The sequence below is a fragment of the Endozoicomonas atrinae genome (assembly GCF_001647025.1).
GTDB classification, from domain to species: Bacteria; Pseudomonadota; Gammaproteobacteria; order Pseudomonadales; family Endozoicomonadaceae; genus Endozoicomonas; species Endozoicomonas atrinae.
The window spans coordinates 1-10,888 of sequence record NZ_LUKQ02000187.1 but is presented as its reverse complement, the minus strand read 5'-3'; the positions used below and the strand labels follow the sequence as shown (position 1 = coordinate 10,888).

Here is a 10,888-nt window from a genome sequence, read left to right as displayed (position 1 = left end):
GATCATCCTGAGTTTTAATCTGACTGGCTATTTGATCTACCAGTTTTTCGTTGATTTCAACGCTCATTGTTATTCTCCATTTTGGAGTATTAACGACAAGCGTTTACACAATTTAAATTACATTCCCCATACAAATAGGCTGTCATCGTATAATTATCAAGCAGCTTGCCAAAGTTGCTGCTCAAAGGTTTTTCCAGGTTAGCCTGGTTCTCAACCAATCGAGAACGAATACTCCCTCGAGCACAGCTTTTCAAAGTTTCAGGCTCATGTTTAGGAATATAATTTTCAAGAGTTTCTTTGACTGTATTGAACCTTTCAGGGTTAAGCTTAGAGGACTCCCCTCCAAATAAGCGAGAAGTAAAAACAAATGGCCCCGCCATATCGAGACGAGCCTGAGACATAAGCTCTCTTAAGTGGCCAACCCCGGCAGCCTGAATAGCAGGTTGGCGGACACCAAAATCAGCAAGGTAACTCAGAAGGAGTCTCACGACACTGTCGTGCCCTCCATGTGCTGCTTTGACTAATGAATCACATTGAGCGAGACCGCCTGGATTTGGTTTGACGCCATGATCTTCAAGCAGGATCCTAGCAACATCAAAGTGCCCCTTCTCAGCAGCGGTCTCCAGTAATGTCAAGCCGTGCAATTTCACAAGGCCAGGGTCGTAATCCAGTAGCAATCTAACAACTTCTGCGTGCCCGTTCTCACAAGCAATAGATAATAATTTGGATCCGTCATAATCGACTTTACGACTCAATAAGAAGCCTACAACATCAACAACTCCCGAACGCACAGAAAATTCCAATAGTTGATCAACGCCCCACCCCACGTCTAAAAGGCTTTCTAAGTTAGCCTTATGCTTAATCATGAGGCTAACAACATCACTCTGCCCACTGAATACAGCCTGATGAAATGCCGGGGTACCACCCGAATCAATGACATTAGGAGATATACCAAGCCCCAGAATATATTCAGCTATCTCGATATGCCCAGCGTTACATGCAATAGATAATGTGTCAGCATCAGGTTTCACGCCGATATCATGCAGAACCTTGACAATATCGCTCACTCCGCTGTAAGCCGCCTGTTTTAAAAGGTGGCCAGCTTCGATGGTGCCATAAAGCTTCGCAATATTTACTCCATGATCAAGCATAAGTCGGACAATTTGTTTATGCCCGTGAAAAATTGCATCCTCAAGTGCACTTCGCTTTCCATAAGATCGCATGGTGGCATCCGCACCGTGAATCAGCAAAGTGCGTATGATATCAATATCACCTATAAACGTTGCACTGCGTAGGGGGGTAAAGTGAGTATGATCGAAAATTTGGTCAGCTCGCGCCCCAGCATTCAGTAGGGATCTCACGACACCAAGATACCCAGGACCTGAGACGGCCATCTCAAGAGCAGTATAATTGGTATGATCAAACGCATTGACATCTGCACCATGCTCAAGCAGGAGATCAACTATTTCGGTATGCCCCCTTGACGCGGCGAAAGATAATGTAGGAATCTCTGGCCTGGCCCCATACTCCTTCAACAGAAGGCGGACAACCTCCACACGCCCCTCATTGACCGCGTTCAGTAGCGGAGTCGATCCAGATGAGCCAGAGGCGTTGACGTCAGTGCCATCAGCCAGCAGTTTTTTGATCCGCTTAATATCCCCGCTAGCTGCGGCTGACAACAAATCCTTAATCATAATTACTCTATTTATTGTGCGTGTGAATCCATTTTGGAGTACTTTCAAAAAAAAAAAGTTCCTTTTAATACCTCTCAGTCTTTGTGTATTAATTTCCAGCGAATAAGAAGTACAGCTTAAATCCTATCGCGCATTAAACAAAATCATGCAGCCTCGCATTTGGCTTTACCAAATTTTTTAATTAGTTGAAACACACAGATTATTATCTTCTGCGTAGTCAGGCCTATTACAAACCGACCTTTCTTGAACGAGTTTAACAAGGAGACCTTCCCTCAAAGTACCAGTTCAAAGTCTCCCCATCTTTTTACTCAAACTCCTTAATACTTTCCACCGTAATGGCATAAACAACATCAGTATACTCGGACGTATTGTTCTCGACCCTGATCACCCCTTCCAGCCAGTAGGGTGTATAGCCCGCTTCCGTCACTTTAATACCCTTGTCATAGCGAACAAAAATGGTCTGATTAGGGGGTGGTGGCGGTACATGAACACAGGCCCCCATGGTGGGCACCAGCAACAGCTCTGTCGCGGATTGATCCTTGCTAATATTCAATGGCACCAGATAACCGGGAATTTTAACTCGCTGCTGGTCCATGGTTTCTACGGGAACTTTGCCCAGCTTAACAATGTAATCAATGGCCTCGACCTGAGTGATTTCACCGGCCTCATATTTGCGGACAATTTCCTCATCCACAGGCGGCATCAGGTCATCCCAGTTAATCTCTTTGATTGGGGGCGCTTTCGGGGGTTCAACCTTTGCCGCCATGGCAAAATCCATCAGCATAAAAGGCACCATAAGCACCAGCACCATCCAGCCAAAGCGTTGTCGTTTTGTTATCATTATTCGCTCTCCTACAGCCTGACCGTCAGACCATCTGCCAATGAATTTTTATAGGCCCGCCAGGCAGGCACTGCGCCCAGTATGGTGGCCGCAACAACGATAGCCCCCGCAAGGAGCAACTCAAACAGCCCTGGCATCGCAATGGTAATGTGCAACCCCAGGTGCATTTGCAATACTGGCTGAATGGCGAACAGCATTCCATACATCATCACAAAGCCCAATAGTGTGCCAGTGATGGCATAGATCAGGGACTCGGTAATCATCAGGGTAAAGATATGCCCGGGTCGAGCCCCTACCGAGCGGAGAATGGCCATCTCCCTGCGCCGTTCATTCAGGGAGGTGAGAATGGTGGTCAACATGCCAACCAACCCCGCAATCACTACCATCACTGAAACAGCCAGCAGTGCCTTTTCAGCTGAACCCACCAGTTGCCAGAGCTCTCCAAGAGCCACACCCGGCAAAATAGCCGTCAGCGCTTCCTGACGATAGTCATTCACATCCCGCTGATAACGAAAGGCGGCCACCCGTGATTTCAGGCCAACAAAATAGGCCGTAATGCTGGATGGTTGCAAATCCATGGCTCGTGCCCTGTCGGCAGACACCGAGAAGAGCGCATTGGGTGCCGCTCCATTGACCCAGTCAATGTGCAGCGCTTCAATTCCTTCCAGTGAGATCATAATCACCCTGTCCATAGGAGTTCCGGTAGGCGTTAACACACCAGCTACCCTGAAGGGCTTATCCTGATGTTCCTGCAGAGCCCTGCTTTCCACGCCATGACTCAGCACAACCTCCTGTCCAACCTGGTAGCCGAGAACCGCCGCCACTTCGGAACCAATGACTGCATCATAGAGATCATCAAACGGTTTCCCATTTCTGAAGCGGATGGGCTGATCATCACCGAAGCGAAAGTGCTCAAACATGGTTTGGGTGGTACCCACCACGCGATAACCCTGATGGGAGTCCCCCAGGGCAATGGGTATCGTCCAGGCAACCGCCCTATTGGAGGACAGGTCCTGATACGTTTCCCAGGTGATGTTATTGGTCGCATTGCCAATATGAAACACTGAATAGAGCAGCAGGTTTAGTGAACTGCTGCGGGCTCCGACCACAAGATCGGTACCGGACACAGTACTGGTAAAGCTATTTCGTGCCTCAACCCGAACTCTTTCAACCCCCAGCAACAAAGCCACACTGATGGCAATGGAGAAAATGGTCAGCAATGCCGTCGTTTTACGGTTACTCAGACTTTTCACCGCCAGATGGAGAATTGACATCAAACCACCTCCGATGCTTCAGCTGACAATGGCCGATGCTGACTGGCACGATTGATTTCATTCAGGGCAACCGAACGATCAAACAATGATTCCAGGGCAGAGTCATGGCTGACGAAAACCAGTGTACTTCCGGCAGCCTCACACTCCGCAAACAGCAGGCGGATAAATGCCTCACGGGTATCACTGTCCAGAGCAGACGTCGGTTCATCCGCAATCACCAGTTCAGGGCGGCCAATCAAAGCCCTGGCCGCAGCCACTCTCTGCTGCTGACCAATACTGAGTTCGGTTACCGGCCTCTGTAGCAGCTGCGTATCCGTAAGCTCCAGGTGATTCAGCAGTCGAATCGCTTCCTGCCCGGCATCAGCGCCCATGGACTGCACGTTTTCACGACGCTTTCTGGCAAACCCCAGTGGCAGTGTGACATTCTCAATCACCGATAGATAAGGAATCAGGTTAAACATCTGAAAGATAAAACCGATGTGATCCGCCCGGAAATGATCCCGCCGCGCCGAAGAAAAACAACCAATGTCATTTCCAAGCACAGACACATCACCGGCAACCGGTGTGAGCACTCCCCCAAGAAGTCCCAGGAGCGTCGTTTTACCCGATCCTGAAGGCCCCCGGATAAACACTTTCTCACCCTGGTTGACCAAAAGCTCCGGTATATCCAGAACCACTGTTCCCGGCTTCCAGCCAAACTGGACACCCTTAAGATGAATCACCGGTTGACGGAGACTGCTCATATCAGAAGCGTACCTCTGGTCGCTGACGGCTCATTTGCCCAGCTATCTGACCTGAATCGGTGAAGCCCTGAACCTTCAACTGCTCACTGTTGCCAAACCGCTGAAACAGTCGGGTCGATATGCTGTTGAGCCTGGCAATATTGGCACATTCATAAACATAGGTAGCAGCAATATCCATGTGCGATGATTCATGGTGGTCACCTGAATCCACATGGTGCTTATGGTGTCCATGATCACTATGGTGCGAGTCATGGTGACCATCTGCATCAGCATGATGACCTTCTTCATGCTCACCACTGGCCGAAGCCGATGCCGTTTTCAAAGTACAGGAAGCCGCTGGTGTAAAAGACCATAAATCGTCTTTTTTCAGTTCATTCAGGGCATCTTTAAGCTGCCTGCGCTGAGAGTCCGAACTAATAGATTCAAAGCCAAGAATGTCAAATCCCGGCGTTTCCAGCTCAATATGAACCTGATGACCCTCAATGGCGAAATTCAAATGACCGGCACCATGCACATGGGCATCGACATGGCGACTTCCATCAGCCGAAACCACTGAAGACATTAAGGCACAGGCAACAACAGCCATTTTTGAAAAGTGACGCATACACAAAATCCTGAAAGAAAAAATTATTGATGAACAATCAAACTTCAGACTTTGTGACCAGGAGGTGCGCGGGTTTGTCTTTTGGTTGGGGTGGAAGAGTGGATCGATAAGAGATAAGGTCGGTCATTATGAACCGGATCGAACAGGGCTTTTGCCTTGAACCAATGAACTGGTGAAGAGGCCTGAGAAACCAGCATACAGGCAGATGAATGACGATGCTCAATGCCCTGATTATCACTGGTATCATCGACCAGTGAAATCACCGGATGCTGCCAGGCTATTTCTGACTGAAGGCTTTGCTCCGGTGCAGTATGAACATGGCTCAGCGTATAGTGAACCACCAGCAGATAAACAGCCACCATCAGACAGGACAGCAATTGCTTGCCCTCTTTTCTACGGTCTGTCTGGCAGAGGCTGATGGTCATATTCTGCGATTCCTTTCGGTCTTGCCCTCACCATGTCCTGGAGGAGGTCAGTATCCGATATCAAGATGGAATGTGTTATAACATAACATACACCAGATCTCCAAAAGATCATGCTAAGCCTACTAGGAGACCATTTGACTTACTCGGGGGCGTTTCGTTACGAGCTCAGCGGATCAGGCCCTATTGTTTTACAAAAAAACTCACATCCAGCTGATCAAAACTGTTCTATAAAATAATGGTCATTCGACACACAAAACTCAGTACCTTTCAAAACGATAAACAACCGTTTCTGTACTGCAAACGTTTCCCTGAGTTGAATTCCTGCACGTGGTTAGCGAGGGCAGTCCATGTTTGAAAGAGCAGCCATTGATAAAACGCCCACAAAATCAGAAAGGATAGCCCGCAACGTCCAGGACCTTCCCGGCCCAAAAACATTACCCATTGCCGGCAACTTGATTGGCCTTGATATGCACACCCTGCACCTGAAGCTGGAACACTGGTGTGACCAATATGGCCCCTGGTTCAACATCAAACTGGGGCCGGAGCGATTCACTGTAATGGGAGACCCGCAATCCATCCAGCAGGTTCTCAAGCAACGTCCAGAGCACTTCTCCCGAATCAGGACCATCAAATCAGTATTCAAGGAACTGGGCATTCACGGTGTGTTCAGCATGGAAGGCAGAGAGTGGAAAGCGTGTCGAAAAACCACCGTTCGGGGGCTGGATGCCCGACACCTGCAACGTTTTTACCCTACCATCATCAAGACTGTTCACCGCCTGAAAAATCGCTGGCAGGATCAAATGTCCGAGAGCCAACCCATAGCGGTACGGGAAGACATGATGAAAATGACGGTGGATATCACCACCGCCCTGACCATGGGATACGATATCAACACACTGGAGAATGATCAGCTGGAGTTTCAAATACATCTTAAGCGGGTATTTCCCATTTTATGGAAGCGTCTTAATGCGCCGTTTCCATACTGGCGGTACATCAAACTCCCGGCTGACCGAAACCTGGAGTATTCGCTTGAGGTGATTCGCAATCATGTCTTCACGTTTATCAGTCAGGCACGACAGAAACTGGCTGAACAGAGTGATGAGATGTCGCAACCCGGTAATTTTCTCGAATCCCTGCTGATACAAAATGACCTCAATGGTGACACCAGTGATGAGTCTCTGTTTGGCAGTATTATCACCATGCTGCTGGCAGGGGAAGATACCACCGCTTACACCCTCTGCTGGATAATCTATTACCTTTCCATCTATCCGGATTTGCTGACAGCGTTGAGGTCGGAGCTGAAAGAAGGAATCAAGGAGCATGAGAAACCAGACTGGGCAGAGCTGGACAAGCTGCCATTAATGGATGCCATTATTCAGGAAACCATGCGCCTCAAGCCGGTTGCTCCCCTGTTATATCTGACCTGCCTGCAGGACACCCAGATAGACGACGTCTATCATTCCCAGGGGGACCTCACTGATCACTCTGAATGAGTACGCTGGAAAACGTAACCGATGGTTTAACGATGCAGAAACCTTTAACCCTCAACGATGGCTGAACCCGGAGCAGCATCAACCCCACTCACCGGAAGCACTGATTCCTTTTGGCAGTGGCCCACGCTTTTGCCCGGGCCGGCAACTGGCGCTGATGGAAATCAAGGCGTCCATTGCCATGATCTGCCACTGCTTTGACTGGCAGCTGGTCACACCCGTTGAAAAGATTCATGAAGAGCTGTCATTTGTCGTACAACCCAGCGCCTACTCTATACGATTAAAGCCTCTCACGGGTAACACATGAAAAGTCTCGAAAAACAGCCCCTATCAAAAAGAGCGCCGATCAATAAACGGTTGAGACTCACCCTCCTTACTCAGGCCATTTTTCATGGCAATGCGCTGATTTTTTCGCCCCAGCAGTCGAGCCTGAACCCAGCGCTCCCAGCGAAGCGCTTTCCAGGTGTCAGCCTTCCAGGTTTTCTTGAACAGGTATTTCGCCGCAGCAATCGCATCTGGTGATTGCCTGCAAATGGTCTGGGCCAGTTGCTCGGCTTCCACAATCGGGTCATCTGCCAATAGGCTGATCAAGCCATAGTCATGCCCTTCCCGGGCACTGAATTTTCGCCCGGTCATGGTCAGTTCCTGGGCGATATCAATACGAGTCAGCCGTGAAAGTGTGGCCATACCACTCATATCGGGAATCAAACCCCACTTCATCTCGATAATGGCGAGACTGGCATCTGCTCTGGCAATGCGATAATCCGTCGCAAGGATAATCTGCATCCCACCACCAAAGCAGTTGCCATGGATAACAGAAATGACAGGGACTGGCAGGTCTCGCCAGCAGTGGGCAATCTCCTGGGCAATATTCTGTTTGGTCCAGGGCAGTTTCAGAAAGACCTTTGCTACTATGCTGGGATCTTTATTTACGGCCTGGAAATCCAGCCCTGCACAAAACGAAGGTCCATTCCCGGAGAGAATAACGCAGCGAACCGCACGGTCTTTTCGGATTTTCTTTGCAGCAGCAATCATCTCACGAAACATGGCCATATCCAGGCCGTTATGTTTCTCGGGTCGATTCATAGTGACATAGGCAATGTGATCTTTAACTTCACAGAGCACACGGGGTTGATCAGGCATGGGAACCTCAACAGCATCCGGTAATTATTATTATCGAAGCGAATCATTCCATAAATCGGATGCTGTCGCAAAATGACATGGTATCAGCTCAGGTATTAACCAGCTCAGTGGTCACAGAACAGTCCCGGAATCGGAGCCTGTGTAATGCTGTATTTTCCTTCAAGATCACGATATACGATGGCACTCCAGATCGTGCCATTCTCCAGCTGAAACTCCAGTGCGTAATTCACCCCATTAACAATCTGGGAGTGAACAGCCAGCATCTTTTTCAGTCTGGCCGGTTTTTCCATTCCCTTAATCACCAGATTCACCGCCTTCTGTACCTCGGGAGTGACTTCAGATTTTGTCCAGCCTCCGGGCAGGGTATCTTTGGCTTTACAGATTGCTTCAGCCGTTTTGTTATCGACAACAGGCTTTTCTTCCGGTGGTTCGCATCCCGTCAGTATGATTGCCGAAACCACCGCACAGATCGTTCTTACTTTCATTGACAAAACCCCATCTTGATCAAGACTCAGATCAGTTTACTGCACAACTAATGGTAATGCGTTTGATCTGCTCGAGCATTATATATGCTAATCAGAAAAAGACTGGGATTTATGTTGCCGTTAGCATTTCACTTGGAATACTGCGCTTCAAATCGTGAAATCGTCTCATCAATATGAATATACTCTTCCATCCAGGCATCAATCTGCGAATCAATCTCACGAAACTTATGCATGATCTCATCGCTTTGATTCATACCAGCATCTGAATCTTCAAAAAGGGTAGTATTGAACTTATCGCGGATACCTGACAATTCAGCGTAAGGCTGCTTGAGTTCTGGAGGAATCCCTTTTGCCATGGTTTCAAGAGTGCTCATACGAGAAAACATGCCATTGTAACGGGCATTCATTTGCTCCACCATTGATTGAAAAGGGTCATCTGAAGATTTTCTGGGGCTGATGGCAGGTCGGAACTTATTGATCTCATCAAACAATATTCCAAGATCTTTCCTTGTACCTCGTGAATAAGGCTGAACTTCAAACTCCTCTTTTAGCATACACAACCTGCTGGTCAGACTAGCTAATTTTACCCTGTCCGCTTCTACTGGACGCAGATCCCTTTTAAATCCGGCATTTTTCACCTTCACCTGCTGAGAGGGTGAAAGGATGATTGCATTTTTATCGTTTAATTCTTTAAGTATTCTCTGAGCTCTATCAATATCTGTTGCGACATCATCCACACTACTTGTTGAGTGAGCAATAAGCGGACCTGTTCTTTCCACAGGCGGTGCAGGATCTTCATGCACTAGACCATCAATTCCTTCAATAGAGGATTGTTCTGAAGGAACAATCTGTGAATCCTGTGGTGATAGAAACAATGTGTCCTGGCTCACTGACAGAGAACCTTCCGAGGATACAGATACCGTAGAAGAGAGTCTGGAGGCAGGGGTGCCATCCGGTGTATCCGCCATGTGTTCTCTTCCTGTATCACCTGCCTGCTGAATTGGCAGCAATCGATCATCTGGGACACCCGGGGCTTTTGGAAACTTGAACTGATTGATCATATTTTCAAAGTGCAGAATTAATTCAATACCTCTTTTTGGAAGAGGCTTGGATTTTTCTTGATTATTGTTTCCAGCATGATATTCCCCAGTTTTTTCCAAGCCTGCCAGACCATTGTTTTTAGCCAGATACTCCCCTAGTTCATTCGTATCCTTTGCCAGCTTACGGTACTCCACTATACGTACTAACCGATTTATGCATTTTACAGCTTTACTAGATTGACTGTCGCCCTCTGCTGCAATAAAGCTACCTTTGAGCTTTTCAACTTTGTCCGCTAAATCTTTAACATGTCTGGCTATCGGTAAGCTCGTATCAATTTTCATCGTCGAAATCCTAATTCAACATCCATGTAATAGTTAATGATAGATCTCAACTCCACACATTAATGAGCAAACCAACATTAAAAGATGACAAAGCAATTTTTGACAATAAAACATTTAACAAACAACAAATATAATGATAACTCATTGAAAGTTATATTTAATTATAGGCTCAAGATTAACCTTACATTAATTTCCAAAGGTAACTTAATCGACGGCAATCAGAAAATCGTCAAAAAGCCGACGCCAGATTCAATGATGAACACAGATAACTCTATATGGCACATGCTTATCACTCAACTACTGATCCACAGGTGATGTTACACAAAGGATAAAGCATAGAAATCATGCATAATCAATTGAAAAGTATTTTAAGACAGAACATTCTCAACACCGATCCCCCTTCAATTTCGTCGTACATCTGATGGCAGGTTTACTGTCTATTGAGACAGCCCAAAAAGCCAAATATTAATATTTCATTACTAGGGGGCGTTCTCAATTAGACATGTGACCAGCCATCTATGGTTTTTGTCAGGCAATACCCTCAGGGCATAAAGGCGTGAACTACGTAGTGTGGTTATTCCACATAAGTAGTGAGCAACGCAGAATGGCACAAACCATGGGCGACCCTCCGGGTTGATCACACACGCATTCATGCTGTGTTGAACGGCTTGAACATGGAAGGGAATGTAATTTAAATTGTGTAAACGCTTGTCGTTAATACTCCAAAATGGAGAATAACAATGAGCGTTGAAATCAACGAAAAACTGGTAGATCAAATAGCCAGTCAGATTAAAACTCAGGATGATC

At 47.3% G+C, this 10,888-nt stretch carries 11 protein-coding genes; 2 read left to right on the top strand and 9 right to left on the bottom strand.

What is annotated here, in order from left to right; all coding sequences use genetic code 11:
- Positions 1-89: 89 nt before the first annotated feature.
- From AK963_RS20365 to AK963_RS20340, 6 genes are all read right to left on the bottom strand, one after another.
- A complete protein-coding gene (locus tag AK963_RS20365; protein ID WP_066017268.1) occupies positions 90-1,694 on the bottom strand; it encodes an ankyrin repeat domain-containing protein in 1,605 nt (534 codons plus the stop codon).
- A gap of 304 nt (positions 1,695-1,998) precedes the next feature.
- Positions 1,999-2,535: a DUF3299 domain-containing protein gene (locus AK963_RS20360; protein ID WP_066017267.1), complete on the bottom strand. Its 537-nt coding sequence runs from the start codon at positions 2,533-2,535 to the stop codon at positions 1,999-2,001.
- Between the two features lie 11 nt (positions 2,536-2,546).
- A complete protein-coding gene (locus AK963_RS20355; protein ID WP_066017266.1) occupies positions 2,547-3,809 on the bottom strand; it encodes an ABC transporter permease in 1,263 nt (420 codons plus the stop codon).
- The gene (locus AK963_RS20350; protein ID WP_066017265.1) at positions 3,809-4,552 is read right to left on the bottom strand and encodes an ABC transporter ATP-binding protein; all 744 of its coding nucleotides are present in this window, start codon (positions 4,550-4,552) and stop codon (positions 3,809-3,811) included. The genes AK963_RS20355 and AK963_RS20350 overlap by 1 nt, the downstream gene beginning before the upstream one ends.
- A gap of 1 nt (position 4,553) precedes the next feature.
- A complete protein-coding gene (locus AK963_RS20345; protein WP_066017264.1) occupies positions 4,554-5,156 on the bottom strand; it encodes a ZrgA family zinc uptake protein in 603 nt (200 codons plus the stop codon).
- 44 nt (positions 5,157-5,200) lie between these two features.
- A complete protein-coding gene (locus AK963_RS20340; RefSeq protein ID WP_066017263.1) occupies positions 5,201-5,581 on the bottom strand; it encodes a hypothetical protein in 381 nt (126 codons plus the stop codon).
- Positions 5,582-5,928: 347 nt separating this feature from the next.
- Between AK963_RS20340 and AK963_RS20335 the strand changes: the two genes are divergently transcribed.
- Positions 5,929-7,074 (top strand): cytochrome P450, encoded by a 1,146-nt coding sequence (locus tag AK963_RS20335; RefSeq protein WP_066017262.1) that lies wholly within the window; start codon positions 5,929-5,931, stop codon positions 7,072-7,074.
- Positions 7,037-7,378 carry a cytochrome P450 gene (locus AK963_RS36685; protein ID WP_083232803.1) on the top strand — a complete coding sequence of 114 codons (342 nt, stop codon included), beginning with the start codon at positions 7,037-7,039 and terminating at the stop codon, positions 7,376-7,378. The genes AK963_RS20335 and AK963_RS36685 overlap by 38 nt, the downstream gene beginning before the upstream one ends.
- A gap of 23 nt (positions 7,379-7,401) precedes the next feature.
- On the opposite strand, the gene AK963_RS20330 is transcribed toward AK963_RS36685, so the two are convergent.
- The 3 genes from AK963_RS20330 to AK963_RS20320 all read right to left on the bottom strand — a co-directional run bounded on the left by AK963_RS20330 (position 7,402) and on the right by AK963_RS20320 (position 10,081).
- A complete protein-coding gene (locus AK963_RS20330; RefSeq protein ID WP_066017261.1) occupies positions 7,402-8,214 on the bottom strand; it encodes a crotonase/enoyl-CoA hydratase family protein in 813 nt (270 codons plus the stop codon).
- Between the two features lie 104 nt (positions 8,215-8,318).
- Positions 8,319-8,699, bottom strand: coding sequence for a cystatin domain-containing protein (locus AK963_RS20325; RefSeq protein ID WP_066017260.1), 381 nt, complete (start codon positions 8,697-8,699; stop codon positions 8,319-8,321).
- 128 nt (positions 8,700-8,827) lie between these two features.
- Complete coding sequence (locus AK963_RS20320; protein WP_066017259.1) at positions 8,828-10,081, bottom strand: hypothetical protein; 1,254 nt, start codon at positions 10,079-10,081, stop codon at positions 8,828-8,830.
- Between the last annotated feature and the right edge of the window lie 807 nt (positions 10,082-10,888).

What these genes read in the sequence shown, in the direction of transcription:
- AK963_RS20365 (WP_066017268.1), bottom strand. Translation starts at nt 1,694, where the DNA reads ATGATTAAGGATTTGTTGTCAGCCGCAGCTAGCGGGGATATTAAGCGG.
- AK963_RS20360 (WP_066017267.1), bottom strand. Translation starts at nt 2,535, where the DNA reads ATGATAACAAAACGACAACGCTTTGGCTGGATGGTGCTGGTGCTTATG.
- AK963_RS20355 (WP_066017266.1), bottom strand. Translation starts at nt 3,809, where the DNA reads ATGTCAATTCTCCATCTGGCGGTGAAAAGTCTGAGTAACCGTAAAACG.
- AK963_RS20350 (WP_066017265.1), bottom strand. Translation starts at nt 4,552, where the DNA reads ATGAGCAGTCTCCGTCAACCGGTGATTCATCTTAAGGGTGTCCAGTTT.
- AK963_RS20345 (WP_066017264.1), bottom strand. Translation starts at nt 5,156, where the DNA reads ATGCGTCACTTTTCAAAAATGGCTGTTGTTGCCTGTGCCTTAATGTCT.
- AK963_RS20340 (WP_066017263.1), bottom strand. Translation starts at nt 5,581, where the DNA reads ATGACCATCAGCCTCTGCCAGACAGACCGTAGAAAAGAGGGCAAGCAA.
- AK963_RS20335 (WP_066017262.1), top strand. Translation starts at nt 5,929, where the DNA reads ATGTTTGAAAGAGCAGCCATTGATAAAACGCCCACAAAATCAGAAAGG.
- AK963_RS20330 (WP_066017261.1), bottom strand. Translation starts at nt 8,214, where the DNA reads ATGCCTGATCAACCCCGTGTGCTCTGTGAAGTTAAAGATCACATTGCC.
- AK963_RS20325 (WP_066017260.1), bottom strand. Translation starts at nt 8,699, where the DNA reads ATGAAAGTAAGAACGATCTGTGCGGTGGTTTCGGCAATCATACTGACG.
- AK963_RS20320 (WP_066017259.1), bottom strand. Translation starts at nt 10,081, where the DNA reads ATGAAAATTGATACGAGCTTACCGATAGCCAGACATGTTAAAGATTTA.